A 25866-nucleotide genomic window follows, 5' to 3' on the forward strand; every position below is an offset into this window, starting at 1 on the left:
CCCTGGGGCCGACTGACATGGGCCCCGGTCGCGTCCTCAACGGGCGATGTATCCACCGTCGACCGGCAACAGGACGCCGGTGATGTTCCTCGACGCGTCCGATGCCAGGAAGAGCGCCGCCTGGGCGCAGTCCTCGGCGGTGATGTAGCGTCCCAGCGGCTGGTAGGCGGCGACCTCGTCGAGGTACTGCTGTTCCGGTGGCTGGAACTCGGCGCCGGGCGAAGCGGGAGTGAAGTTCGTCAGCGGCATGGCACCCGGGCAGATGGCGTTGCAGCGGATGCCGAACGGTGCGCACTCGACGGCGACACCGCGGGTGATCTGGTTGACCGCGCCCTTCGTCGCACCGTAGACGACGCTGCCGAACCCGACGATGCCCGCGACCGAACCGGTGTTGACGATGACACCGCCGCGGTCACCGTCGCGGCCCTGCTGCTTGAACTGCTTCACCGCGTGCTTGCAGCCGTTGAAGACGCCCCGGAAGTTGATGTCCGTCAGCCGGGCGAAGTCGTCCGCGGTGAAGTCCTCGAACGACGCGCCGGGCTTGAAGCCGGTCACCCCGGCGTTGTTGAACATGACGTCCAGGCGGCCGAAATGCTCGACGGCCGCCGCGACCGCGGCGGCGACATCCTCCTCCACCGCCACGTCGCAGTGCTGGACCACCGCCGTCCCGCCGGCCGCGGCGACCAGCCGCGCGGTCTCCTTCGCCCAGTCGTCCCGGACGTCGGCGCAGACCACCCGCGCGCCCGCGGCGGCGAACGCCAGGGCGGACGCACGGCCCACGCCGGAACCGGCGCCGGTGATCACCGCGGCCTGGCCGGCTAACGACGATGGCGATGTCATGAAATCTCCCCTGGTTCGGATCGGGTGACGAGCCTGAGCGCCCCGGACGGGCAGGACTCGACGGCGGCGCGCAGCGCGTCCGCGGAGTCCGATCCGTCGAGGCGCACGACCTTCATCTCGTCGTCAAGGTCGAACATCGCGGGTGCCTGGAACGCACAGGATCCCGAGCCCATGCACAGGTCGCGGTCCACGTGCAGGCTGGATCCGCCCGCGTCGGCACGCCGGTCGCCGTCGGTGGCCATCGGGTCAGCGGGCGCCGGCGACGACGACATGCTTGAGCTCCTGGTACTCCCGGAACCCCGCCACGCCGCGTTCGCGGCCGATTCCGCTCTGCTTGTACCCGCCCATCGGGGTGTAGGCGTTGGCCGCCCCCCGGTTCACCTGCACCGTCCCGGAGCGGATGCGCTCGGCGATGGAGAGCCCGAGCCGCAGGTCGGCGGTGTAGACGCCGCCGGACAGGCCGTACTCGCTGTCGTTCGCGATCGCGACGGCATGGTCGACGTCGCGGTAGCCCTGCACGGTCACCACCGGGCCGAAGACCTCCTGCTGGGCAAGCGGATTGCGGTTGTCGTCGACCACGACGACGGTCGGCTCGACGTAGTACCCGACCGGCAGATGGGCCGGGCGACCCCCGCCGGCCACCAGCCGCCCGCCTGCCGCCACGCCGGCGGCCACCAGCTGCTCGACGCGGTCCCGCTGCGCGGCCGAGATGACCGGGCCGACGACGGTCGCCGGGTCGTGCGGGTCACCCACCCGAAGCGCGCCCGCGACGGCGGCCAGCCGCCCGGCGACCTCGTCCAGGCTCTCCAGCGGCACCAGCACCCTGGTCTGCAGCGCGCAGCCCTGTCCGCTCTGCGAGCCGAAGACGGTCGACACCCCGGCCTCCACCCCGCCGAGCGCGTCGGGAAGGTAGAGCTGCACCGACTTGCCGCCGAGCTCCAGCAGCAGCCGCTTGACCGTCGGTGCCGCCTGGGCGGCGATCCGCCGGCCCACCGCCGTGGACCCGGTGAAGGACACACAGTCGATCCGCGGATCGCTGGTGAGCAGTTCCGCGCCCTGGGAGTCACGCTCGACGACGACGTTGAGAACCCCGGGCGGCAGACCGGCGTCGAGCCCGGCCGCGCCCAGCGCCAGCGCGGTCAGCGGCGTCAGCGGGCTCGGGCGCAGGACGACGCTGCACCCCGCCGCCAGCGCCGAGACCACCTTCCACACGTTCGTCTGGAGCGGAAAGTTGTAGGGACTGATCGCCGCGACCACACCGCACGGCTCGTAACGGCGGATGCTGAGCAGCACGTCGCGGCCGGCCGGGTCGAACGAGTCCGCCAAGGGCAGCTCGTTGTGCTCCCACTCGGGCAGCGTCGCGAACAGGTCCGGCAGCTGGCGGGCCTGGTCGAGGGCCATGTCGACCTGTGCCCACTGCGCGACGATCCTGGTCGCGCCGGTCTCGCGGATCGCCGTCTCGATCAGTTCGTCGCGGCTCTCGCGCAGCCGATCGGCGAAGCGCCGCAGCACGGTGACCCGTTCGGCCACCGGGAGGCGACTCCACGGGCCGTCATCGAACGCCCGTCGCGCCGCGTCGACCGCCTGGTCCACCTGGGCCAGTGAGGCCGTGGGCACATGAGTGAAATTCTGTTCTAGTGCTGGGTCTTCGACCGCGAGGGCATCCGACTCTCCGGCTACGGCGCGGCCGTCGATGTAGAGCTGGTCGAACGTGAGATGGTCTGCCACGAAGCGACTCCGGTCCGTGCGTCCGTAGGTGATGTCGTTTCTGAGCTGCGACTTGCCGGCCGCGGGATTGTGCGTGCGCAGGCCGACGCGGGCGTCGAGGCGGGCTCGCCGTGGGGGGAGCCCCGCGGCGAGCGTCTGGCCAGCGTTGCCGGCGCGACCTGAACTCTCGTGCCGGCAACGCTGCATCGAAGTTCTAATTGGTAACCTAGTCAGGTGACTGTAGTCGGGCGACTAAATCAATGCAAGGGCCATCCTGTCGGTCATCGAGGACTCCGGCCGTGCCGTCCGGGAGCGCCTAGGATGCGACCCTGTGGCCCCAGGTAGCAGCGGAACGGAATCGCGGTCCGAGTCGGGCCCGGACGACTCGGACTCGGCGGCCGACGGCGCGGGCCGCGCTCGGCGGCCGCGCGGTCGTGCGGAGGTACGCGAGGCGTTGCTGGAGTCGGCGCAGCGGCTGATCGCGCGGCAGGGGCCGTCCAAGGTGCGGCTGCGTGAGATCGCCGAGGACGCCGACGTGAACTTCGGTCTCGTCTACCAGTACCTCGGCACTCGGGAGGAGTTGCTGCGGGCCGTGTACCAGCGGGTCTCGGCGAGGTCGGCGACCCGCTTCGAGCACATCGACGACCTCGCGGACGCGATCGACATCTTCCTGACCGCGGATGACAGCGTCGGGCGCATCATGGGCTGGGCGGCACTCGAAGGCGATCCCGCCGACGTGTTCGGGCCGTCGCCCGGTCTCCAGCAGGTCGCCTCGATGATGGTCCGGGCCGCGCGGCAGGACGGCCTGGACCTGCCGGAGGACGAGGCGCGGCTGCTGGCCGCCTTCCTGCAGGTGGTCGCGCTCGGCTGGCGGCTGTTCGGTTCGATCGGCCTGACCGGCGCCGGTGTCGAGGCGACCTCGGACGTCGACCGTCGGGTGCGGGAGTGGATGAGAACGCTGGTCGAGTCGGTCGTACGGGGCGGGGCCGGGTAACGGCGCGGGACCAAGAATAGATTCGTGTTCTAGTATCTGTTGAGCCCGGTCCGTTCCATCCGAGGGAGTGCTGATGGGCGCCCGATACACGATCATCTCCGCCGACACCCATGCTGGCGCGAACCATGCGACCTACCGCGAGTACCTCGACCCCTCCTTCCACGACGACTTCGACGCCTGGCGGGGGAAGTACAAGAACCCCTGGAAGGACCTGCGCGACACCGACCTGCGCGTCCGCAACTGGGACGACGACCGGCGCGACCGGGACCAGCTCGCCGACGGCGTCGTCGGGGAAGTGATCTTCCCGAATACTGTACCGCCGTTCTACCCGGGCTTCGTGCTGTTCGCCGGCCCGCCCACCGCGGAGGAGTACCCGCACCGCCGCGCCGGCATCCTGGCCCACAACCGGTGGCTCGCCGACTTCTGCGCCCGCAAGGCGGCGCAGCGCGCCGGCGTCGGGCAGATCTTCCTCAACGACATCGACGACGCCATCGCGGACGCGACCTGGATCAAGGAGCACGGCCTGCGTGGCGGCGTGCTGCTGCCGAACGTCGCGCCCGACGTGAAGTGGGTGAAGCCGCTCTACCACCCGGACTACGACCGGCTCTGGGCAGCGCTGCAGGATCTTGAGATCCCGGTCAACCTGCACGGCGGCACCGGCTCCCCGAACTACGGCCGCTTCGCCTCCGTGCCGGCGATCATGATGAGCGAGGTCAGCTTCTACGGCCTGCGCCCGTTCGTCCACATGCTGCTCGCCGGTGTGTTCGAGCGTTTCCCGCGGCTGAAGTTCGTCATCACCGAGGCCTCGGCCTCGTTCGTTCCACCGCTGCTGCGGCAGCTCGACGACATCATCGCCAAGATCCGCGGCGGTGAGATCGGCGAGCTGAAGTACACCAGTGACAACGCGCTGCCCCGCTCGGCGACCGAGTACTTCCACCAGAACTGCTGGGTGGGCGCCAGCTTCCCGAGGCCGGACGACGTCGCCGCCCGCGAGGTGATCGGCCGCGACCGGTGGATGTGGGGCAGCGACTACCCGCACGACGAGGGAACCGGGCCGTACACTCGCCAGGCGCTTCGTCAGGTCATGCACGACCTGCCCGAGCCGGAGCTGCGCGACCTGCTGGCCGGGAACGCCGCCCGCCTCTACGGCTTCGACCTCGACGCACTCGCACCGTTGGCCGCGCAGTACGGCCCGAGCGTCGAGGAGATCGCCGAGCCGCTCGACGCGCTCCCCGAGGACTCCAACAGCGCCCTGCTCAACGCCCAGAAGCAGTTGGTGACGGCCTGAAGGGCCCTTCCCCGGCGTCAGGCTGGAACGGCCTGACGCCGGGGTGGCCTGACCGTGTGGTGGGTCAGTAGACGCGGAAGGCGTCGAGGACGGTGTCGGCGTAGGCCGTGTCGCCGGTGATCTCGACTCGGCCGTGTCGTGCCTCCCGGCCGGTTCCCCAGAGGATGAAGTCGGTGGCGCTCRTGCGTACGGTGGCGCGCGTGCCGTCCTGCGCCGCCGTGGCGTCGTGGTGGAGCTCGGTCGCCTCGGCGTGGGGGAGGAGCCGCAGGGCTGTGCCGCCCGGTCCGGTCAGGACGAGGGCCAGTGGGTCGGTGAGCAGCTCATGGAACCGGTCGGTGGTCATCTGCCGGATGCCGCCGATGAGCCAGCGGGTCGCGGCGGCCAGCCGTTCACCGTCGAGGTCGGGCAGGGTGCGCCGGACAGGCCCGCGGGGAGTGAGGACGTCCCATCGGATGTGGCAGGTGTGGTCGAAGACGATGGCGTCGGCGAGGCTCGCGAGCGGGTAGCTGCCGGCGGTGCCCATGTTCACGGGCGTGGTGGCGAGTTCGTCGGTCAGCCCACCGAAGATGGCCAGCACAGCTGGCACCGATGACCTGATGATGTCGAGGAGTTCCGCGGTCGGCCGTTCGGCGACCTCGTGCGTGTGGGCGTCGACCGCCGCCTCGAACTCCAGGCCCTGGTCGTAGGGCGTGATCGAGATCAGCCCGGCGAACCCGGCCACACTGATGGTGAGGTGCGCGAGGGTGGTGTGGACCGTCCAGCCGTCGCAGGCGGACGGGGCCGCGAGCTCATCGGCGGTGAGAGCGCCGAACACCTCGAGGGTCTCGGCGAGGGTCCGCTCGATCGCCACCGTGCTGGCGCCGGCGGAGAGCGCGGAGGCGGCGGACGTCACGGTGTCAGAAGACGCGTCAGAAGACATAGTCCTCTCCGGTGGCTCGCAGGGTGATGTCGGTGACGGCGACGCCGAGCGGCTGGTCGATGAGGCGGACGATCTCGTCCGCGACCTGGGCCGCGGTCAGCGACCAGTAGCGGACGTCCTCGGGGTCGGTCAGCCCGGCGGCTGGCGGGCCGCCGCCGAAGTAGGCCTGGGCATGCTCCTGGAAAACGCCGGCGCGGTGCGCCGTGAGCGCGGCGGGCGCGGTGAAGTCGATGATCTCGCTGGCGAGGTTCGTGTCGACGACGCCGCTGGGGCGGACCACCGTCACCTTGATGCGGCCCTGGCTCTCGACGCGCAGCGCGTTCGACACGGTGGCGACGGCGGCCTTGGTCGCGCCGTAGACAGCTGTCCCGGCGATGCCGGCGTTGCCGTACACCGAGGAGATGTTGACGATGTGCCCGCCGCCCTGGCGGAGCATGTGGTCGTGGACGGCGTAGATGCCGTGCAGCACGCCCTTGAGGTTGATGTCGATGCACCGGTCCCAGGCATCGGCGGCCCGTTCGTGGTCGGCGAAGTGGGCCAGCGGCATGATGCCGGCGTTGTTGACGAGCACGTCGACCCGCCCGAGGTCCGCCACCGCGCGGTCGACGACCTCGGCGAACGCCCGGCGGTCGCGGACGTCCAGGCCGAACCCGCGGGCCTGGTGGCCCTCGGCGGCGAGGGAGGCCGCCAGCTTCTCGGCGCCTTCGGCGTTGACGTCGAGCGCGACCGGGATCGCGCCGCCCTGCGCGAGCCGGGTGGTGATCTCCCGGCCGAAGCCGCTCGCGCCGCCGGTGACCAGCACGACCTTGCCGTTCAGATAGCTCATGTGAACCTGGCCTCCGCCATGGGGATGTGCGTTGGTGGGCGCTAGATCTTGCGGTGGTCCCAGGAGGCGACCTTCTCGGGGGTCAGACGGAGCCAGGCGTGCCGGCCGTCGTGGTACATCGAGCCATCCGGGTTGGCGATGTACTTCGCGGCGAACAGCCGTTCCGGCGTGGCCAGCTCGGGGTGGTCCTCCTCGCCGGTGCGGGGGGCGCTGCCGACCGGCTCGAACCGGCCGCGCAGCTCCACGCCGTGCAGCTCGCCGAAGTCGTCACCGGCGTCGACGACGACGGCTGCCCGCCCGTCGCGCAGCAGGTCGGCCCACCGCTGGCTGCGGACGATCGAGTACAGCCAGAGCGAGGTACCGTCCCAGACGTACCAGAGCGGGCTGACGTGCGGCGCGCCGCTGGACGTCAACGTCGCGACCCGGCACACGCGGTGCTCGGTGAGCAGTGCGTCGACCTCGTCGGAGGTCAGGGCGATCCGACGCCCCCGGCGCTGGGTGCTGATCAGGTCAGGCTGCACGAGGCCTCGCTCTCATGTCGGCGTTCTCTTCTGCCGCGCCCGGCCGGGGCGCTCGACCTCCGAGGAAGAGATCGAAAACGAAGAATTCGAATATTCGATGAGATCTCATCGTTATTTCGATACCGTAGAGTGGCCGCGAGAGAAAGGTCAAGCCGTGCCGAACGCCGCATCGCCGCCGACGACGCGGGTGCTCGACGTCCTCGAACTCCTCGCTCAGCGCGGGCAGAGCGGGCCCGCTCCGCGGCTGGGCGACCTCGTGCGCGACCTCGGCCTGACCCAGGCGACCGCCCACGCGATCATGGCGACCCTCTGCGAACGCGGCTGGGCCGTCAGGGACCCGGACCACCGGACGTTCACCCTGGGCCCGGCGCTCGCGGCGGTCGCGGCCCGAGCCGCCGCCGAGCGCTCGCGTCATCAGCCGGCCCGGGCCGCGGTCCACCGACTCGCGAAGGACCTCGGCTACCCCGCCGTGATGACCGAGCGCGTCGGCGACGAGCTCGTCATCACGACGATCGACCTGGGCCCGTGCCAGGTCGCCGACGCCGCGGCCGGAGACCGCTTCCCGTTCGCGGCGCCGCTCGGCGTCGTCTTCGCCGCCTGGGAGGACAGCGACGGGCGCCGGGCCTGGATGGACCGCGGCGCGATCACCGACCCGGTGCTGGCCGAGCGCCTCGACGGCCTGCTCACCGCCACCCGCGAGCGTGGCCACACCCTCGAGCGCCTGGACCCCGCCATGGCGCAGGCCGCCAGGGCCATGGCCAGCCTGCGCGCCGACCCGCAGGCGCAGCCGGTGCGGCGAGCGATGGACGGCGTCCTGGCCGAGATCGCCAGCCTCGGCCTGCGCTCCACCGGCGCGACGGACCAGGACCGGCGGCCTGTCACGGCGATCGCCGCGCCCGTGTTCGACCCGCACACCCGCCAGGTCACCGCGAGCATCGGCGTCCACCCGCTGCGGGCGCTGTCCGCCAGGCGAGCCGACGAGATCGCGAACCACGTGACCCGAGCCACCGCCGCCGTCAACGCGGCGTTCGACGACGACGGCAGGCCGGCCAGCCTGGACCGATAGCCGCGAGACCGGGCCATCTGCGCCTTCATCGGGGCATCTCCGGGTGGGGCGGCATCTCCAGGGGCGGGGCGTTGTCCGCGAGGTGCCGGTCGGCGGCCCACTGCCGCAGCGTCCCCTTCGCCACCTTCTCGAGGGTCGCCGTCGGCAGCTCGGGCACGACATACACGGCGCGGGGGACCTTGAAGTCGGCGAGCTGCTGCTGGCACGCGCTGACGACGGCTTCCTGGAGGGCCGTCTCGTCGGGGTCGGGATGCGCGGCCGCCGCGATGACGAACGCGACGGCTACCTCACCTCGAACCGGGTCCGGCCGGGCGACGACGGCGGCCTGGCCCACTCCCGCCACGGTCGTGATGACGCGTTCGATCTCCGCGGCGGCCACGTTCTCGCCGCTGACCTTGAGCATGTCCTTGGCGCGGCTGGCGAACCTCAGGGTGCCGCTGGGCAGCACCGTCACCCGGTCCCCGGTCAGCAGCCATCCGTCCTCGAAGGCGGCGGCGGTGGCGGCCGGGTCGGCGAGATACCCGGCGAACACCGACAGGCCGCGGATGCCTCCGACGAGCAGATCACCGGTCTCGCCAGGGCCGGCGTCGGCGCCGTCGTCCCGGCGGACCCGGACCTGATAGCCCGGTGCCGGCCGGCCGATCGCGCCCTCGTCGACCGGGTTGTCGAGCTCACCGACGACAGGTGTGCTGACGACCTCGGTCTGGCCCCAGGCGCTGAAGATCCTGACGCCGAGCAGAGTGTCCAGCCGGGGCATCTCGAGACCGAAGATCCAGCTGCGGTAGCTGTGCTCCGGAACCGGCTGGCTGGTGACGACCTTCAGCAGCAGCGGGAGCAGCCCGGTGTGGGTGCACCTGTTGCGGATGGACACCTCCCAGAACCGGGAGGCGGAGAACTTCGGCTGGACCACCACGGTGCCGCCCACCCAGAAGGTGGGCAACAGCTGCCAGCACAGCGCGTGGGTGTGGAACAGCGGGGCGTAGACCAGCTGGATGGTGTCCGGCGCCAGCCGCCAGAGCAGCGCCCCCACCCGGCCCGCCCACAGGGCGTTGGCGTGGGTGAAAAGGGCCGCCTTCGGACGTGCCGTGGTCCCGGAGGTCAGCTGGACGCACAGTGCCGCCGCCGGGTCGGCTTCCCGGTGCGGGGCCAGCTCCGGGTCACCGACCAGCTCCGGCACGGTCCCGGTGGCCGGGTCGAGCAGAGCCGTCCACCCGAGCGCGGTCACCGCCGGGCAGTCGGCGAGCCCGAGCCTCGGGTCGGTGACGATCCCGACCGCGCCGGTCAGTTCGACGGCGTGCGCCAGCTCATCCTCGGCGTACCGGGTGTTCAGGTCGACCGCGACCGCGCCGAGCCGCGCGCACGCGAACCAGACCAGCAGGAAGCCCGGGCTGTTGTCCAGATGGATCACGACGGCGTCGCCGGCGCGCACGCCCCGGCTCGCCAGCCCGGCCGCCACGGCGCGCACGTCGCGGGCGAACTCGCCGTAGGTCCAGGTGCGGCGCGCTCCGTCCGGCGGCTCCCAGACGAGGAACGGGCGCTCGCCGTACCGCCGCGCCCGCTCCTCCAGCGCCGAGGTCACGTCCATACCCACGAACGGGTGCAGGGCCGGAAGCTCGATTCCTAAGTTGCTGTCCATTGTCGAGTCACCCCTAGACCAGGCGTCAGCTGGGCGTCAGCTCGCGCGGGAGCCCGAGTATGCGCTCGGCGATGACGTTGAGCTGGATTTCGACCGTCCCCCCACCGATCAGCTGCGGCGGCACGGTGAGGTAACGCCCCGCCGCCTGGCCGCCGGGCCCGTCGGCGGTGGCCGCGGCCGGCCCGGTCCATCGCAGCGCACGCTCGGCGATCTGGGTCACCAGCGTGGCCGAGGCGATCTTGGAAACGCTCGACTCCGCGCCGGGCCGGAGGCCCGAGAGGCTGCGCAACGTGGTGCGCAGGGCCAGCGCGGCCAGCGCGTGGGCCATCGCGAACGTCGCGCCCACATCCCGCTGGACGTCGTCCGGGGCCGCGACGAGCTCCTGGCTGGCGACAAGATCGAGAAGGTGGGTCGGGATGTGCTGCATCCCGCTGATGCTCACCCGCTCGTTGCCCAGCGTGGTCCTCGCCAGCCCCCACCCGCGGTTGACCTCTCCGACGAGCCGGTCGTCCGGCACGAACACGTCGTTGAAGAAGACCTCGTTGAACAGGTAGCCGCCGTTCGCCTCGCGCAGCGGCCTGATCTCCAGACCGGGTGAGGTCATGTCGACGAGGAAGTAGGAGATTCCCCTGTGCTTCGGAGCCGTCGGATCGGTCCGGGCCAGGCAGATGCCGAAGTGCGCCTCGTGCGCGTTCGACGTCCAGACCTTCTGGCCGTCCAGGCGCCAGCCCCCTTCGACCTTCTCAGCGCGGGTCGACAGGGCGGCGAGGTCGGAGCCGGCGCCGGGCTCACTGAACAGCTGGCACCACGCGAGCTCGCCGCGCAGCGTCGGCGGGACGAAGAAGTCCTTCTGCTCCTCGGTGCCGTAGGCGAGGATGGTGGGCAGCGCCCAGTCTCCGATGATCAGCCTCGGTGGCGCGACCTCGGCGCGCTCGTACTCCTGCTGGATCACCAGCTGCTCGACCGGGGTCGCCGCGATGCCGTAGGGCTTCGGGTAGTGGGGTACCACCAGGCCCTCGGCGGCGAGCCGCTCGCGCCGGGCCGGGCCGTCGGCCGGCAGCGCGGCCACCTCGCCGAGCAGCCCGGCGACGCGGGCGCGGAAGGCGGGGTCCGCGGCGGAGAGATCGACGCTGAAGTCGCGGGACGTGCCGTGCACCAGCGCGCCCAGCCGGTGCTCCCAGCCGGCGACGGGACCGAGCAGGCTCTCCAGCGTCATCGCCCGGCGCCAGTACAGGTGCGCGTCGTGCTCCCAGGTGTAGCCGATCCCGCCCAGCAGCGTGATCGACTCCAGCCCGATCCCGGTCGCGCGGGGCAGGCACGCGACAGCCGCACCGGCCGCGGCCACCGCGAGCTGGTCGTCGCCCTGCTCCATCGCCCGAGCCGCGTCCCACGCCGCGGCGGACATCGTCTGCACGTCGACGAACAGCCGGGCGCACTTGTGCTTGATCGCCTGGAAGGATCCCACCGGGCGGCCGAACTGCTCGCGCACCTTCACGTAGTCGACGCCCGTTGTCACGCACCACCGCGCCAGCCCCACGGCCTCGGCGGCGAACAGCACGGCCGCCACCGCCCGGACCTGCTCGGTACTGACCTCGATGACCTGGTCGGCGTGGACGGCCAACTCGGTCAGCGTCACCGTGCCGACGGCCCGGGTCTGGTCGATGGGCGCGGCCGCGACCACCGCCAGGCCGGGCCCCGGCCGGGCGGTGAACCAGAGCTCGCCACCGCCCGGAGTGGTCGCCCCGAGGAGCAGCAGCGTCGCCTCCGGCGCGCCGAGGACGGGCCCGGCCGTCCCGCTCACCCGGTAGGAGCCGTCGGCCGTGGGGGTCGCGGTCAGTCCGGCGGTGGACAGCGCGCTCGCCGCCGGCGCACCGGCCGCGAGCGCAGGCAGGACCGCCTTGCGCAGCTCGTCGTCGCCGTACCGGGCCAGCACCGAGCTGGCCAGCAGGCTCGGCAGCAGCGGCCCTGGGAGCAGGCCGCTGGCCGTCTCCTCGAGCACCACGGCAAGGGTGACGAAACCGGCGTCGGCCCCGCCGAGATCCGCCGGCAGATGCAGCGAGGTGAGGCCCTGCTCCACGATGCCCGGCCAGCAGTCCGGCGCCGCACCGGCGGTCCAGCGCGCCAGGCCTTCCCGCACCTGCTCGGACGACGAATACCGGGACAGGAAACCGCGGACCGAATCGGCCAGCGCCTTGTGATCCTCGTCGAGACCGATGGACACGTCCGTCACTCCTTCACCGTGCCGTTGGGAGACGCCGGGGGCGGTCAGACGCCGATGAGCGAGGCCGCGTTGTCGTGCATCACGAGCCTGATCTCGGCGTCGTTGAAGCCGGCCGCGGCCAGGTCCTTGGTGAACGACAGCGGATCGGCCAGGCCCTCGACGTGTGGCCAGTCGGATCCCATCAGCATCCGCTCCACGCCGATCAGCTTCTTGAGCTCGGCGAGGTCGTTCTCGTGGAACGGCGAGACCCAGACCTGGCGCCGGAAGGTCTCCCGCGGGTCCTCCGCCCACGCCTCGCCGCCCTGCACGAACGACTTCTTCAGGGACTTGAACAGCGGGGTGACCCAGTCCGAGCCGGTCTCGATCGCGGCGAACCGCAGCTGCGGGTTGCGGTGCATCGTGCCCTGCGCGAGCAGCGCGGCGAACGTGTCCGCGACGGCCGTCGGCGAGAGCAGGGCCCGCAGCGGGGTGCGGCGGAACGCCTCGGTCTCGTCGCTCTCGCTCCACCAGCCGATCAGCTCCGAGTACACGTCGTCGCCGCCGTGGTAGGCGCACACCACCCGGGCCTCGTTCGCGAGCGCCCAGAACTCGTCGTACATCCGGTCGGCCGGTGACTTCAGGCCCATCTCGGTGCGCACCGGGCCGGCCCGCATCACCACGATGCGGGCTCCCCTGTCCAGCGCCCACCGCAGCTCGGCGACCGCCGCCGCCGGATCCGACAGCGAGATGTACGGCGCGGCGAAGATCTTCTCCTGGTAGGCGAAGCCCCAGTCGTCGTCCAGCCACCGGTTGAAGGCACGGAAGGCGGCCCGCGCCGCGGGCAGGTCGTTCTGCAGTGCCCGCTCCATGCCGACCCCGAGGGTCGGGAAGAAGTAGGCGCCGTCCAGGCCCAGCTCGTCCATGACCCGCAGCCGGGCGTCCCGGTTCTGGTACTCGGGGCGGGGCGGGGCCAGCTCGCCGAACAGGTTGATGACCGGGCCGCCGACCTCGCCCCGGAAGTACTGCTCCAGCGCGCCGGGCTTGGCCAGCGCGCTGAACGTCGGGTTGGGCAGGAACTTGTTGACCTTCCCGCCGACCAGCAGCCGGGTGCGGCCGCCGACCTCCGCCCACTGCATGCAGCGCTTGGCGAACTCGGGCTCGATGTGGCGGGTGAAGGCGTCCAGGGCCTCGTAGTAGTGATTGTCCGCGTCGAAAGCGCGCAGTCCATCCGTAGTCACGCCGCAACCTCCCCAGGTGGGCCTCGAACACAGCGGCTCGCCTTCCAAGGTAGAACATCGTTTCATGTTCATGCCACTTGGGGGAGCGCCTGGTCGGTCTGCCCGTCTGTCAGGCAACCGTCGAGCCTGTTGAATATTTTATCCAACACGCACAGCCTAGTGTGTGCTGGCAACTTCTGTCGACTGGTCGAGGTCGGCGCGGGGCCGCCTTGGCGCGGCCCCGAGCGAGACCCTTCTAGATTCTGGTTCTAGTAGCTCGTACGGTGGAGAAGGCGCACCTGCCGACCAGGCAGCGGCCCAGGAAGTCGCCGGGCGCGGGAGGCGAGATCAACGCGCCGCTTCCTCGCGGTACCTGGCCGGCGCCTCGTCCAGCAGGATTGTCTTCGTCTCCAGGTATGGCAGCAGGCCCTCGATGCCGCCCTCCCGCCCGATGCCCGACTGCTTGAACCCGCCGAACGCGATGCCGGTGTCGGCCCGCATCGCGTTGTGGCCGACCGTCCCGGACCGCAGCCTGCCGGCGACGGCACGTGCCCGGTCGACGTCCTCGGTGAAGACCGCGGCGTTCAGGCCGTAGATGGTGTCGTTGGCGATCCTGATCGCGTCGGCCTCGTCGGCCGCGGGGATCACGCTGAGCACCGGGCCGAAGATCTCCTCCTGGGCGATCGTCGAGCTGTTGTCGACGTCGCCGAAGACCGTCGGCTCGATGTAGTAGCCGCGCTCCAGGTGGCCCGGCCGCCCGCCGCCGGTGACCAGCTTCGCGCCGCTGTCGACGCCGGCCCGGATGTAGCCCTCGACGCGATCACGCTGCCGGGCCATCGCCAGCGGGCCCATCTGCGTCGCCGGGTCATAGGGATCGCCCACGACCACCTGGGAGAACACCTGCGCGAGAGTCTCGACGAACTCGTCGTGCACGCCGCGTGGGACGACGATGCGGGTGAGCGAGGCGCAGACCTGGCCGGCCAGGAAGCACTCGGCGCCGGCGAGGGCCGTCGCGGCCTTCGTCAGGTCGGCGTCGTCCAGCACGACCGCGGCGGACTTCCCGCCGAGCTCGAGGGTGTACCGGGCGATGCGCTGCCCGCACAGCGACGCGATCCGCCGGCCGGCGGCGGTGGAGCCGGTGAAGGCGATCTTGTCGACCCGGGCGTCGGTCACCAGCCGCTCGGACACCGCGCGGTCGGCCGTCACGACGTTGAACACGCCCGGTGGCAGTCCGGCGGCCTCGGCGCATTCGGCCAGCACGTACGCCGCCCCGGGTGCCTCGGGGGCCGCCTTGAGCACGACCGTGCAGCCTGCCAGCAGCGCCGGCGCGACCTTCTGGACGGCCAGCTGCAGTGGCACGTTCCAGGGGATGATCGCGCCCACGACGCCGACCGGTTCCCGGACGAGCAGGCCGAACCCGCTGCCGATCGTCGGCGTGAACGGCTCCTCGAACGGATAGGTGTCGGCGAGTCCGGCGTAGTACTCGAAGACGCCCGCGGCCATCGGCGCCATATACGGGGCCACCGACGCGAGCGCGCCGGACTCCCGCGGCCACAGCTCCTTGACGGCCTCGCCGCGGGTCGCCAGCTCGGCGGCGAACCGGCGCAGGTACGCCGCGCGCTCGGTGTGCGTGAGCGAGGGCCACGGCCCGTCGTCGAAGGCCGAGCGGGCGGCGGCGACGGCCCGGTCCAGATCCCCCTCGCCCGCCTCGGCGACCCGGAGGAAGACCTCCTCGGTCGCCGAGTCGACGACGTCGATCAACGCGGTGGACGAGGGGGCCACCCACTGGCCGTCGATGAACAGCCGGTCGGGGTGCCGTACATGTCGATCGATGCCTGTCGCCACGCTCATCGCGTTCCTCCTTGTTCTGYGGCGCGCCGGGGCCGGGTGTCCCGGACGCGACCGGAGCTGGTCGTGGGGCTAGTCGAAGGTGATGACGCCACGGATGTTCCGACCGGCGTGCATGTCCGCGAAGCCATCGTTGATCTGCTCCAGCGAGTAGCGGGTCGTGATCAGCTCGTCGAGGCGCAGCTGGCCGGCGCGGTACAGCTCCAGCAACGCCGGGATGTCCCGCATCGGGTTGCACGCGCCGAACAACGAGCCCTGCAGCCGCTTCTGGAACAGCACGAGCTCATGCAGCGACAGCGGCAGGCTGCCGTCCGCGAGGATGTTGCCCAGCCCGACGACGACGCAGGTCCCGGCCTTGCGGATGCTCGAGAACGCCGCACCGATGTGCGCGCCGTTCGTCACCCCGACACAGACGATCGCCGCGTCGGCACCCTGGCCGTTGGTGTGCGCTCGGGCGATCTCGGTTGCCTCCTCGGCGGAGGCCACGGCGTGCGTGGCACCGAAGCCCAGTGCCTGCTCGCGCTTCCACTCCACCGGGTCGACCGCGATGAGGACCCGCGCACCGGCATGGGCGGCGCCCTGCACCGCGTTCATGCCGATGCCCCCGGCTCCGAGCACGATGACGACATCGCCGGGCCGGACCTCGGCCGAGTTCACCGCCGCGCCCCAGCCGGTCGACACGCAGCAGCTGGTCAGGCAGGCCGACACCAGGTCGAGATCGGCGGAGACCTTGACGGCCGAGTTCACGGACAGGGCCGTGTACTCGCTGAAGGTCGAGATCCCGGCCATCTGGCCCAGCGGCCTGCCGTCCAGGGACAGCCGGCTGGAGCCGTCCTCGCGCGCACCGGACAGGGTCCGGATGCCGTTGTCGCAGAGGTTCTGCATTCCCGACGAGCACCAGCGGCACCGCCCGCAGGCGGGGAGGAAGGGCAGTACGACGTGGTCCCCGACCTGCCAGCCGTCGGTGTGCGGGCCGACCTGTTCGACGATTCCCGCTCCCTCGTGGCCGCCGACGAGCGGCAGCGCGCCGGTGAAGGGCATGTCGCCGGTCGCGACGTGGTCATCGGAATGGCATAAGCCGGCAGCGACCATCCGGACGATGAGCTCTCCCTGTCGAGGTGGCTCGATCTCGATTTCGGTGATCTGCCATTTCCCGGGCTGTTCGTGCAGCACGGCGGCACTGCTCTTCATATCTCCTCCATTTCGGACGGATGACGTCTATATCTGTAGGCCGTGGTCCGCGTCCGCGCAAGAGGGGTCGTCACATCCCGCGCCGCCAGCTGTGGGCACGCTGGCCGCGAGCCGTGGGAAGGCGAGGGAAAGGATCGCCAGGGTCCGCGCCGGGGGCCTGGGCGGGCGAATCGGCCGACGGATGGGTGTGTGGCGGTGGAGCTGGCGGAGACGCACGGTTCGGTTCGTCGGTCGCCGAGGCGGACCTCGACGACCCCCAGGCTGCAAGACTATTGAGCTCAAATCTGGAGTGTGGTGAAGTGGGTTGTCCACACTAGCCGGTGTCTTCGTGGCAGCTCCACGATGCTCAGTCCAGCATGATCTGCCGAGTCGGCAGGTCGAAGGGGCGGTGAGGGTGCCATGAGCGACCCGTTCTCTCGCGGTTCCGTCATCATCACTCGGACTATTAGTCCGAGTGATGATGCATGGTTGCGACCCAATGTGGCCGGGCTGGCCACGCTCCAAGCACCGCGGGTGGGGCCGGCGCGCTCTTCCTGACCCTCGTCCTCCTGGGAAGGCCTTCATGAGCAGCACCACAGAGAGCGGCACCGCCGCAGTGAGTGGTACCGCCGCAGAGAGCGGCACCGTCGTGCCTACCGACCTCGACCCCGCGCTGTTCTTACCCGAGCCCGGTCCGCGGGCTGTCCGGTACACCGTCATCTCCGTCGACGATCACGTTGTCGAGCCTCCGCACCTGTTCGAGGGGCGGGTTCCGGCACGGTTCGCCGACGCCGCCCCCCRCATCGTCGAGACCGACCAGGGCCACCAGGTGTGGCACTTCGAGGGCCAGACCTTCACCCAGGTCGGGATGAACGCCGTCGCCGGGCGGCGGCCGGAGACGGTGAAGCTGGAGCCGTTCCGGTTCGAGCACATGCGTCCCGGCTGCTACGACATCGACGCCAGGGTCCGGGACATGGACATCAACGGGGTCTGGGCGTCGGTGAACTTCCCCTCGCAGATCACCGGCTTCTGCGGCCGGGTGTTCTTCGGTGCCCGGGACCGGGATCTAGGCCTCGCCTGCGTGCGTGCGTGGAACGACTGGCTGCACGAGGAATGGTTCCAGGCCTACCCCGAGCGGGTCGTGCCGATGGGCATCACCTACCTGGCGGACCCGGCACTCGCCGCCGCGGAGATCCGCCGCAACGCCGCCCGCGGCTTCACCGCCGTCACCTTCCCCGAGCGCCCGCACACGATCGGCCTGCCGTCTCTGTGGGACCGGGCCCACTGGGATCCGATCATCGGTGCCTGCGTCGAGACGGACACCGTCATCACCCTGCACGTCGGCAGCTCGGGGCTGTCCGACGCGCCGTCCGGCGCGCCCCGCCTGCAGCTGGGTGCGACGCTGTTCGGCCAGGCCTCGCTCACCGCCTGCGCGGAGTGGCTGTGGTCGGGCCACCCGGCCCGCCTCCCGACGTTGAAGATCGCGATGAGCGAGGGCGGGATCGGCTGGGTCGCGATGCTGCTCGACCGGCTCGACAACATCGTCGACCGGTCCGGCTACGGCACCGGCTGGGACCTGCGCCCCGCCGAGGTGCTGCGCCGCAACTTCTGGTTCTGCACCCTTGACGACCCGTCGACGATCGACACCCGCCACCGGATCGGCGTCGAGAACATCATGGTCGAGACGGACTACCCGCATGGCGACGGCACCTGGCCGGACACCCAGAGCGTGCTCGCCGACGTCTGGGGCCACGTTCCGCTCGCCGAGATCCGGGCGATGTGCTGCGAGAACGCCGCGGCCCTGTTCCGCCACCCCCTCCCGCCGACGGTCCTGCCGGCCGACTGAAGGACGCGACCATGACGTTCATCCCGACCGCCGAGAAACTCATGCCGGAGCTCACCGCCCGCGAGGAGATCGCCCTGCTCGCCCGGGCTCTGTGGCGGCAGGGCTACAACGACCACCTGGCCGGCCACATCACGGCCCTGCAGCCGGATGGCACCCTGCTGTGCAACCCGTGGCTGGTCCGCTGGGACGAGCTGCGCCCGGAGCAGGTCATCCGCATCGACCTCGCTGGCAGGGTGGTCGAGGGGGACTGGCCCGTCCCGCTTGGCATTCCGCTGCACCTCGCGCTGCATTCCGCGCGTACCGACGTCACCTGGGCCGTGCACAACCACCCGCTCTACGGCACCGTTTGGGCGGATCTCGGCGAGGTCCCACCGATCTACGACCAGAGCTCGGCGCTGGGCGGCGGCGGGGACCTCGTCCTCGTCAACGAGTACCAGGGCCCCGTCAACGATCCCACCACCGCCCGGGGGGCGATCGACGCCATGCACGGCGGCGACCTCGCCCTCCTCGCGGGCCATGGCGTCTTCGTGCTCGGCGGCTCCGCCCGCGCCATCTTCCAGCGCGCCGTGGCGCTGGAACAGCGCTGTCAGCGCGCCTGGCACGTCCGTGCCGCGGGCGGCTCCCCGGCCCCGGTCCTCCCGGCGGGCTTCCTGAACCACCTGAAGAACTCCGACGGCGACGGCTTCGTCGGTTTCTGGGAGTCCGCTGTCCGCGCCGAACTGCGCTCCGATCCCAGCCTGCTCCCGTGACGCCGCCGAGCTGCCGCCCGGCGACGTCACGCCGCCCCCGAAGCCGATCCGCGGGTCGGCCGGTGAACGGACCGGCGGGCGGTCAGGGCACGGGATTCTGTTTCGGTGTCGTCCCTGCCTGGTCGGCGGAGGTACGGGTGCCTCGGCGGGTCTTCGGCAGGCCGAGGCGCTGTTCGGCGACGAGGTTGCGGGCGATCTCGGTGGTGCCGCCCTGGATGGTGACCGCGCTGGAGTGCCGGGCGGCGCGTTCGATCTCGCCGCCGGCGGCCGACGCGATGGAGCTCCCACTGGCGGGGGCACGCAGGATGCCGCCGAGGCCGGAGACGTCCTGGAGTTCGCGGCTGTCGCGCTGGTAGGCGGTCGAGGCGAACAGCTTCGCGATCGTGCCCGCGACGGCGGGAGACTGGCCGGCGATGTTGAGCCAGGCGGTCCGCTGGGTGAGCAGGAAGGAGACCTCCGCGTCGGCCCTGGCCCGCGCGATCGCGGTCAGCACGGCGGGGTCGTCGCCGGGTCGTTCCCCTTCCTGCCAGGTGCCCGCCGGCGTGGGGACGCGGGCCCAGGCCGTCACCGCGGTGAGCAGCGGCTCGAGTGTCGCGGTGCTGCCCATGACACCGCGTTCCAGGCTCAGCCCGATCGCCATGACCTGCCAGCCCTCGTCGACCCCGCCGACTCGGCAGGAGTCCGGAACGATCACGTCGTCATAGAAGACGATGTTGGTCCGCTCGTCGGCGATCGTGTGGATCGGCTGGATCGTGATCCCTGGGGTGTCCAGCGGGACGAGGAACATCGTCAGGCCGCGGTGCTTGGGCACATCGGGATTCGTGCGGGTCAGCAGCAGGCAGTGTGCGGCGGTGTGGGCCAGGGTGGTCCACATCTTCTGCCCGTTGATCCGCCAGGAGGTGTGCGCGTCGTCCACGGGGGTGGCCCGGGTTCGCGCGGACGCGACGTCGGAGCCCGCGCCAGGCTCGGAGTAGCCCAGCACGGCGGTCGCCTCGCCAGCCAGCAGGAGCGGTAGGACGTCGGTGCGCAGTGCCGGGCTCCCGATCTGGTCGAGGACCCCGGCGACGATCATGGTGGTGCCGATGCCGTGGTAGGGGGCGTCCGCGAGCTCAAGCTCCCGGAAGAGGGCGGCCAGCTCGTAGGGATCCCGCGCGGCGCGGCCGCCCGGTGCCGACGCGGCGAGCCAGCCGCGCTCGGCGAGGGCCTTGTGCAGCGCGGGTACATGCACGGTGCCGGTCCGGCGAGCCTCGTGGCGGACCTCGTCCGTCAGCCAGGACCGGACGAAGTCGCGGACTGCGGCGGCGAACGCGGCGACGGACGGGTTGTGGGTGAAGTCCGTCCCGCCCAGGCCCGACGCGGCTGACCCGGTCGGCGCACCGGTCTGCGCGGCGGTGCCGGTGAGCACCGGGGCGTTCGCGGTGGTCGACCGGCCGTCCACGAGGTCGCGGCCCAGTTCGCGGGCGAGTACACGGGGCGCGCCGGCGAGCGCGGGGTAGGCGCGGGCGCGGCGGAAGTACAGCTGCGCGTCGTGCTCCAGGGAGACCCCGAGGCCGCCGTGGTACTGAACCGCCCGGTCCGAGGCCTGCCGTCCCGCCTCGGTGGCGAACAACGCCGCCATCGCCGCGAGCTGATCCCCGTCGGCTCCGGTGACCGACCGTTGCCCGGTGTCCAGGCTCCAGGCCGCCTCCCGCGACAACAGCGTGGCCCCGTCCACCAGCCCCGGCAGGTCCGCGAGGCCGTGCTGCACCCCCTGGAACGAGCCGATCGGCACGCCGAACTGAACGCGTTCCTTCACCCATCGGGTCGCCAGGTCCAGCGCGCCGTCGGCGAGGCCCGCGAGCCAACCAGCCATCAGGATCAGCCATTCCGACCGGGCCCGCGCGAACGTCGCCACCGCCGCCGGGCCGCCGAGGACCACCGCCTCGCGTAGATCACGGTCGGCCACCGGCAGGTCGCCCTGGTTGGCCACGGCGATGCCGGGCGGGACGGAGCGTGCCGCGACCAGCTGACCGTCGCGCACCGCGAGCACCAGCCCGGCGACCGCCCCCGCCGGCACCGCGACGGCGGTGCCGGCGTGCACCCGCGGTGCCAGCGTCGCGATCAGCTCCCCGGCGACGACGGCGGGCAGATCGGGATGGTCCGGCGCGACGGCGGCAAGCAGCCGCGCCGCCGCGACGTGCTCGGCGAACGGCATCGGCGCGAGCACACGCCCCAGCTCGATCGCCGCGATGACCGGTGCGTGCAGACCGGCGCCGCCGCCGTCGTGCTTCTCCGCGATGGCGAGCCCGGGCAGCCCTGTCGCGCACAGCTGCGCCCACAGCGCCGGGTCGTGCCCCAGTGGCTCGGCGGCCCGGGCCGCCACCAGCCCCGGGCTGCGGGCGAGCACGGCCCTGGCCAGCTCCTGCGCCGCTCGCGACGCCTCGTCCAACGACAGGTCCATGCAAGCCTCCGAATGCCGGTCACCGCACAGCCGGCGGCCTGATGACCGCCGAGCCACGTAATATGTATAAATATTATTTGAGCGGTCGAGGTCGAATGGCCGGTCCGCGTCGTCCGAGGTCGCGAGGCCCCTTGCGAGGCCCGTCGCGAGGCCCCTCGCGACGGCCACGCTGCAGGCCGGCCCACGGTCGACCCGCCACCGTCCGCACCCTTGCCGGCGCACCTGGCCCGGTGCAAGATAAATCTAGAGCTTTCGACGAGGGGACGTCGCATGAAGGTTCCGTTCACCTGGAAGCCCACCGGATGGTTCATGGTCGGCTGGTCGGCCGAGTTCAGCACGGGTCAGGTCCGGCCGCTGCGGTACTTCGGCGAGGAACTGGTCGCCTACCGCGACGAGTCCGGTGAGATGCATGTGCTGGCGGCCCACTGTCGGCACATGGGCGCCCACATCGGCTACGGCGGCAAGGTCAACGGCGACTGCGTCGAGTGCCCCTTCCACGGCTGGGGCTGGGGGCCGGACGGCAGGAACCACTACATCCCGTACCAGGACAAGCCCAACCGCGCCGCCCAGCTGCGGGTCTACCCGGTGCATGAGCAGTACGGCTGCGTGTTCGTCTGGCATCAGCCGCAGGGCGAGGCACCGCGCTGGCCGATGACCGACATCTTCCGGATCTTCTCGCAGTTCGAGACCGATCCCGACGCCTACTATCCGCCCTACCCGGCGCTGTCCCGCAAGATGGAGCGCGAGCCGGTGCACCCGCAGATCCCGGGTGAGAACGCCGCCGACAGCATGCACTTCCAGTACGTCCACCACTCGACGGTGACGCCGGTCCTGCGCGACTGGAAGGCCGACGACCACGGGTGGCTGTTCGAGACCGGCTGGCCCGACCGCCGCAGCAGCGACCCGGATGCGATGGTCCTGCGCATCCACAGCTACCTGTTCGGCCTCGGCGGTGCGATCAGCGCGTTCGCCGGCGTGGACAACTATCGCCTCATCTTCGCGACCACGCCCGTCGAGGACGGCGCCTCGGACATGTTCTACTCGATCTGGTGGCCCCGGCTCCCGGGCGACACCTCCGACGTTCCGCCACCGGACGTGCTCGAACGGGTGGAGAAGGAGTTCCTCTCCACGCTCGACGACGACCTCGGGATCTGGCGTCACCAGGAGTACATCGAGCGTCCCATCATGGCCAGGCAGGATGCCAAGCCGTACATGGCCTACCGACGCTGGGCGACCCAGTTCTACGAGGTCCCGCCGGGGGAGTGACCGCCATCGGTGGCGGATGACCTGCTCGTGGGCCGGTGCACGCGGTACACCGCCCGCGCCGGACGCAGCGCCCGCGCCGGACGGTTCGCGAGATCCCAGGCGGTACGCGAGATCCCAGGCGGGGAGGCGCCCCGCGGTGCCCGACCCTCATCACGCACGACCGCAACGACCCGGGAGCCCGCCGATGCAGACACAGGCCGGATCAGGCCAGCCGTTGCCCGCCTCCGACCCCCGCGAGGTGCGGGCCGCGCTGACCCGGCCCGGCGGGTTGTTCGAGATCCAGACCGAGGACGTGCGCGGAACAGCCATGCCGGTGTTCCGGAACAGGCTTCGTTCCCTGCGGGAGCTGCTTGAGGAAACCGCGCGGTTCGGCGACCGGATGTACATCGTGGACGAGGATGTCCGACTCACCTTCACCGAGCACCTGAACCGGGTCAACGCGCTCGCGCACGCCCTGCAGTCGGAGCTGGGGATCACGGCCGGGGACAGGGTCGCCCTCTTCGCCGCCAACCGGTGGGACTGGCTCGTCGCGTTCTGGGCGGTGGTGCGTGCCGGCGCGATCCCGTGTGCGATGAACGGCTGGTGGACACCGGCGGAGTTCCGCCACGCGGCCGACCTGGTCGAGCCGGCCCTGGTGATCGGTGACCGGCAGCGACTCGAACGTGTCACCGCGGCCGGTGTCGACATCCCGGTACTGAGCCTCGACGACGATCTGCTCCCGCTGCTGAGGAAGCATGAGGGTTCGGTGCCGGCCGGTGTCATGGGCGCCGAGGACGATCCGGCTCTGCTGATGTTCACCAGCGGCACGACCGGCCGGCCCAAGGCGGTGACGCTCCCGCACCGGTCCATCATCGGTTTCGCGCAGGCCAACCTCTTCTCCGAGGTGGCGGCCCGTGCGGCCTACGGGCTCCCGGCTCCGGCACGGATCGATGACGTGGCGCCGAACGACGACGTGGTGCTGGTCACCGCGCCCCTGTTCCATGTGTCGATGCTCAAGGGCTCCGCGCTGACGGCGGCTGCTAAGGGTTCCCGCATCGTCCTGCTGCCCGGGCGGTTTGATCCCGAGCGAGTGCTGCAGACCATCGAGAGGGAACGCGTCACCGGCTGGTCGGCGCTCGGCAGCGCCGCGCTGCGGGTCGCGACCTGCGAGGCGCTCGGCAGGTACGACACCAGTAGCGTGGCCTACCTCGGGGTCGGGGGAGCCCCGGTGAGCCCGGCCGTCCAGGAGCTCCTGCGCGCGGCCTTCCCCTCGGCCGCCAGACGGCTGGGCATGGGCTATTCCAGCACCGAGGCCGGGGCCGTGATAGCGAACATCGGCGGAGCCGAGTACCTCGCGCATCCGACGGCGACCGGCCGGCCCACCGTGACGGTCGAGATCGAGCTCCGCGACGAGACCGGCGCTCCGGCCGTGGGTGGCGAGTACGGCGAGGTCCATGTCCGCAGCCCGTACACGATGCTCGGCTACTGGAACGACCCGGCGGCGTCGGCCGAGGTCCTGAAGGACGGCGGCTGGCTGGCACTCGGTGACATCGCCCGGTTCGAGGGCGGTCTGCTGTACATCGACGCGCGCGCTCGCGACATGATCCTCGTGAGCGCGGAGAACGTCTCGCCCACCGAGGTGGAGTTCGCGCTCGAGGAGTCGCCGGAGGTCGACGAGGCGGCGGTGCTCGCGGTCGACGACGAGGTGACCGGCGACGCGGTGTGCGCGGTCGTCGTGCCACGCCCGGGCGCCGCGCCGACGGCCACGCGGCTGGCCGAGTGGTGCCGTGCGCGGCTGGCTCACTACAAGGTTCCGACCCGCTGGCACCTGATCGACGGTCCGCTGCCGCGGACCGCCACCGGCAAGCTCGCCAAGCGCGAGCTGCGCGCCTGGATCGATGCCGGAGCGCAGGCCCCCGGCCCGGCGTCCGGAGGCGGTTGACCCCCGCGGTCCGATCCCGCCGATCCCGCCGGTTCCGCCCGAGAAGACATTTCAGACAAACGGATCAAGCCATAGGGCTGGCGCACATCGATGCGGCCAGGTGATGTACGAGGTGAGGGTGCCGTGAAGGCAGAAGACATGATCCTGGTGAGTGTTGACGACCACCTCGTCGAGCCGCCTGACGTGTTCGAGGGGCGGCTGCCGGCGCGGTTCGTCGAGGCGGGGCCGAAGGTCGTCCGGACCGATGAGGGAAGCGATGTCTGGACGTTCAACGGCTCGGTGATCCCCAATATCGGGCTGAACGCGGTGGCGGGGCGGCCGCGGGAGGAGTACGGGGTCGAGCCGACCGCGTTCGAGGAGATGCGCCCGGGCTGCTATGACGTGCACGAGCGGGTCAAGGACATGAACGCCGGTGGGGTCCTGGGGTCGATGTGCTTCCCGTCGTTCCCGGGTTTCAGCGGCCGGTTGTTCGCCGCGGCGCAGGACAAGGACCTCGCGCTGGCGGTGACGCAGGCCTACAACGACTGGCATATCGAGGAATGGTGCGGTGCCTATCCCGGCCGGTTCATCCCGATGGGCCTGCCGATTCTGTGGGATGCCGAGCTGTGCGCCGCGGAGGTGCGCCGGAACGCGGCCAGGGGCTGCCACTCGCTGACGTTCACCGAGAACCCGGCGACGCTGGGCTACCCGAGCTTCCACGACACCTACTGGGACCCGGTGTGGAAGTCGCTGTCGGACACCGGAACGGTGCTGTCGATCCATCTCGGGTCGTCCGGGAAGCTGTCGGTGACCGCGTCGGACGCGCCGGTCGACGTGATGATCACGCTGCAGCCGATGAACATCTGCCAGGCCGCCGCGGACCTGTTGTGGTCGCGGGTGATCAAGGAGTTCCCGGGTCTGCGGATCGCGCTCTCCGAGGGCGGTACCGGGTGGATCCCGTACTTCCTGGACCGTGTCGACCGGACCTACGAGATGCATCATCTGTGGACCGGTCAGAACTTCGGCGGAAAAATGCCGAGCGAGATCTTCCGCGAGCGGTTCCTCACCTGTTTCATCGCCGACCCGGTCGGGGTGAAGCTGCGCCACGACATCGGCATCGACAACATCTCATGGGAATGTGACTACCCGCATTCGGACTCGTCCTGGCCCTCGGCCGCGGAGGAGCTGGCCGCAGTCACCGCTGGTGTCCCGGACGACGAGATCAACAAGATCACCTTTGAGAACGCGTGCCGCTGGTACTCGTTCGACCCGTTCGCCCATCTGCCCAGGGAGAAGTCCACCGTCGGCGCGCTGCGGGCCGCGGTCGCCGGGCACGACGTCTCCATCCGGAGCTTCGACCAGGGCCGCTTCGAAAAGCAGCTCGGCGTGCACGCCCTCGACCTCGCCCAGAACGCGACCGCCTGAACCGGCCC

20 protein-coding genes are annotated in these 25866 nt (G+C 71.2%); 8 read left to right on the plus strand and 12 right to left on the minus strand.

Features of this window, described 5'->3' with window-relative positions:
- Positions 1-36: 36 nt before the first annotated feature.
- Genes CcI49_RS19445 through CcI49_RS19455 form a run of 3 tightly spaced genes read right to left on the minus strand, consistent with a single transcriptional unit; the run spans position 37 to position 2568 of the window.
- Positions 37-840 (minus strand): glucose 1-dehydrogenase, encoded by an 804-nt coding sequence (locus CcI49_RS19445; protein WP_076828325.1) that lies wholly within the window; start codon positions 838-840, stop codon positions 37-39.
- Positions 837-1112, minus strand: a complete 276-nt coding sequence (locus tag CcI49_RS19450) for a (4Fe-4S)-binding protein (RefSeq protein WP_347280132.1) — start codon at positions 1110-1112, stop codon at positions 837-839. The genes CcI49_RS19445 and CcI49_RS19450 overlap by 4 nt, the downstream gene beginning before the upstream one ends.
- Positions 1087-2568, minus strand: a complete 1482-nt coding sequence (locus CcI49_RS19455; protein WP_076828594.1) for an aldehyde dehydrogenase family protein — start codon at positions 2566-2568, stop codon at positions 1087-1089. The genes CcI49_RS19450 and CcI49_RS19455 overlap by 26 nt, the downstream gene beginning before the upstream one ends.
- Before the next feature lie 310 nt (positions 2569-2878).
- On the opposite strand from CcI49_RS19455, the gene CcI49_RS19460 reads away from it, so the two are divergent.
- Together CcI49_RS19460 and CcI49_RS19465 are read left to right on the plus strand one after the other, a co-directional pair.
- The gene (locus CcI49_RS19460; protein ID WP_054569848.1) at positions 2879-3541 is read left to right on the plus strand and encodes a helix-turn-helix domain-containing protein; all 663 of its coding nucleotides are present in this window, start codon (positions 2879-2881) and stop codon (positions 3539-3541) included.
- A 73-nt stretch (positions 3542-3614) separates the two neighbouring features.
- Positions 3615-4829, plus strand: coding sequence for an amidohydrolase family protein (locus CcI49_RS19465; RefSeq protein WP_054569999.1), 1215 nt, complete (start codon positions 3615-3617; stop codon positions 4827-4829).
- A gap of 64 nt (positions 4830-4893) precedes the next feature.
- Here the strand turns inward: CcI49_RS19465 and CcI49_RS19470 are convergent, their stop codons facing one another.
- Genes CcI49_RS19470 through CcI49_RS19480 form a run of 3 tightly spaced genes read right to left on the minus strand, consistent with a single transcriptional unit; the run spans position 4894 to position 7080 of the window.
- Positions 4894-5748: a maleylpyruvate isomerase N-terminal domain-containing protein gene (locus CcI49_RS19470; RefSeq protein ID WP_076828327.1), complete on the minus strand. Its 855-nt coding sequence runs from the start codon at positions 5746-5748 to the stop codon at positions 4894-4896.
- Positions 5738-6574: an SDR family oxidoreductase gene (locus tag CcI49_RS19475; RefSeq protein ID WP_076828329.1), complete on the minus strand. Its 837-nt coding sequence runs from the start codon at positions 6572-6574 to the stop codon at positions 5738-5740. Before CcI49_RS19475 ends, CcI49_RS19470 begins: the two co-directional genes overlap by 11 nt.
- A gap of 41 nt (positions 6575-6615) precedes the next feature.
- Positions 6616-7080: a pyridoxamine 5'-phosphate oxidase family protein gene (locus CcI49_RS19480; RefSeq protein WP_116437453.1), complete on the minus strand. Its 465-nt coding sequence runs from the start codon at positions 7078-7080 to the stop codon at positions 6616-6618.
- Positions 7081-7249: 169 nt separating this feature from the next.
- Between CcI49_RS19480 and CcI49_RS19485 the strand changes: the two genes are divergently transcribed.
- Complete coding sequence (locus CcI49_RS19485; RefSeq protein ID WP_054569845.1) at positions 7250-8161, plus strand: helix-turn-helix domain-containing protein; 912 nt, start codon at positions 7250-7252, stop codon at positions 8159-8161.
- A gap of 25 nt (positions 8162-8186) precedes the next feature.
- On the opposite strand, the gene CcI49_RS19490 is transcribed toward CcI49_RS19485, so the two are convergent.
- From CcI49_RS19490 to CcI49_RS19510, 5 genes are all read right to left on the minus strand, one after another.
- The gene (locus CcI49_RS19490) at positions 8187-9797 is read right to left on the minus strand and encodes an AMP-binding protein (protein WP_054569844.1); all 1611 of its coding nucleotides are present in this window, start codon (positions 9795-9797) and stop codon (positions 8187-8189) included.
- A gap of 25 nt (positions 9798-9822) precedes the next feature.
- Positions 9823-12018 carry an acyl-CoA dehydrogenase gene (locus CcI49_RS19495; protein ID WP_054569997.1) on the minus strand — a complete coding sequence of 732 codons (2196 nt, stop codon included), beginning with the start codon at positions 12016-12018 and terminating at the stop codon, positions 9823-9825.
- A gap of 44 nt (positions 12019-12062) precedes the next feature.
- Complete coding sequence (locus CcI49_RS19500) at positions 12063-13235, minus strand: amidohydrolase family protein (RefSeq protein ID WP_076828331.1); 1173 nt, start codon at positions 13233-13235, stop codon at positions 12063-12065.
- Between the two features lie 327 nt (positions 13236-13562).
- Complete coding sequence (locus CcI49_RS19505) at positions 13563-15065, minus strand: aldehyde dehydrogenase (protein ID WP_054569842.1); 1503 nt, start codon at positions 15063-15065, stop codon at positions 13563-13565.
- A 69-nt stretch (positions 15066-15134) separates the two neighbouring features.
- The gene (locus CcI49_RS19510; RefSeq protein ID WP_076828333.1) at positions 15135-16253 is read right to left on the minus strand and encodes an NDMA-dependent alcohol dehydrogenase; all 1119 of its coding nucleotides are present in this window, start codon (positions 16251-16253) and stop codon (positions 15135-15137) included.
- A gap of 562 nt (positions 16254-16815) precedes the next feature.
- Here CcI49_RS19510 and CcI49_RS19515 point away from each other — a divergent pair.
- Both CcI49_RS19515 and CcI49_RS19520 read left to right on the plus strand, forming a co-directional pair.
- Positions 16816-18078: an amidohydrolase family protein gene (locus tag CcI49_RS19515; RefSeq protein WP_076828335.1), complete on the plus strand. Its 1263-nt coding sequence runs from the start codon at positions 16816-16818 to the stop codon at positions 18076-18078.
- 11 nt (positions 18079-18089) lie between these two features.
- Entirely contained in the window at positions 18090-18827 is a 738-nt protein-coding gene (locus CcI49_RS19520) for a class II aldolase/adducin family protein (RefSeq protein WP_076828597.1), read from the plus strand.
- 82 nt (positions 18828-18909) lie between these two features.
- Here CcI49_RS19520 and CcI49_RS19525 read toward each other — a convergent pair whose 3' ends face one another.
- On the minus strand, positions 18910-21267 hold the full coding sequence (locus CcI49_RS19525) for an acyl-CoA dehydrogenase (protein WP_076828337.1): 2358 nt from the start codon (positions 21265-21267) through the stop codon (positions 18910-18912).
- A 270-nt stretch (positions 21268-21537) separates the two neighbouring features.
- Between CcI49_RS19525 and CcI49_RS19530 the strand changes: the two genes are divergently transcribed.
- The 3 genes from CcI49_RS19530 (at position 21538) to CcI49_RS19540 (ending at position 25858) form a co-directional block, all read left to right on the plus strand.
- Complete coding sequence (locus CcI49_RS19530) at positions 21538-22533, plus strand: Rieske 2Fe-2S domain-containing protein (RefSeq protein ID WP_076828340.1); 996 nt, start codon at positions 21538-21540, stop codon at positions 22531-22533.
- 184 nt (positions 22534-22717) lie between these two features.
- Positions 22718-24454: a class I adenylate-forming enzyme family protein gene (locus tag CcI49_RS19535; protein WP_076828342.1), complete on the plus strand. Its 1737-nt coding sequence runs from the start codon at positions 22718-22720 to the stop codon at positions 24452-24454.
- A gap of 123 nt (positions 24455-24577) precedes the next feature.
- The gene (locus CcI49_RS19540; RefSeq protein WP_076828345.1) at positions 24578-25858 is read left to right on the plus strand and encodes an amidohydrolase family protein; all 1281 of its coding nucleotides are present in this window, start codon (positions 24578-24580) and stop codon (positions 25856-25858) included.
- Positions 25859-25866: the final 8 nt, after the last annotated feature.

The organism is Frankia sp. CcI49 (genome assembly GCF_001983215.1).
Lineage (GTDB): Bacteria > Actinomycetota > Actinomycetes > Frankiales > Frankiaceae > Parafrankia > Parafrankia irregularis.

Excerpts from the sequence above, each read along its gene's own strand:
- CcI49_RS19510 (WP_076828333.1), bottom strand. The coding sequence starts at position 16,253 with ATGAAGAGCAGTGCCGCCGTGCTGCACGAACAGCCCGGGAAATGGCAG.
- CcI49_RS19490 (WP_054569844.1), bottom strand. The coding sequence starts at position 9,797 with ATGGACAGCAACTTAGGAATCGAGCTTCCGGCCCTGCACCCGTTCGTG.
- CcI49_RS19505 (WP_054569842.1), bottom strand. The coding sequence starts at position 15,065 with ATGAGCGTGGCGACAGGCATCGATCGACATGTACGGCACCCCGACCGG.
- CcI49_RS19475 (WP_076828329.1), bottom strand. The coding sequence starts at position 6,574 with ATGAGCTATCTGAACGGCAAGGTCGTGCTGGTCACCGGCGGCGCGAGC.
- CcI49_RS19535 (WP_076828342.1), top strand. The coding sequence starts at position 22,718 with ATGCAGACACAGGCCGGATCAGGCCAGCCGTTGCCCGCCTCCGACCCC.
- CcI49_RS19450 (WP_347280132.1), bottom strand. The coding sequence starts at position 1,112 with ATGTCGTCGTCGCCGGCGCCCGCTGACCCGATGGCCACCGACGGCGAC.
- CcI49_RS19530 (WP_076828340.1), top strand. The coding sequence starts at position 21,538 with ATGAAGGTTCCGTTCACCTGGAAGCCCACCGGATGGTTCATGGTCGGC.
- CcI49_RS19445 (WP_076828325.1), bottom strand. The coding sequence starts at position 840 with ATGACATCGCCATCGTCGTTAGCCGGCCAGGCCGCGGTGATCACCGGC.
- CcI49_RS19520 (WP_076828597.1), top strand. The coding sequence starts at position 18,090 with ATGACGTTCATCCCGACCGCCGAGAAACTCATGCCGGAGCTCACCGCC.
- CcI49_RS19525 (WP_076828337.1), bottom strand. The coding sequence starts at position 21,267 with ATGGACCTGTCGTTGGACGAGGCGTCGCGAGCGGCGCAGGAGCTGGCC.
- CcI49_RS19465 (WP_054569999.1), top strand. The coding sequence starts at position 3,615 with ATGGGCGCCCGATACACGATCATCTCCGCCGACACCCATGCTGGCGCG.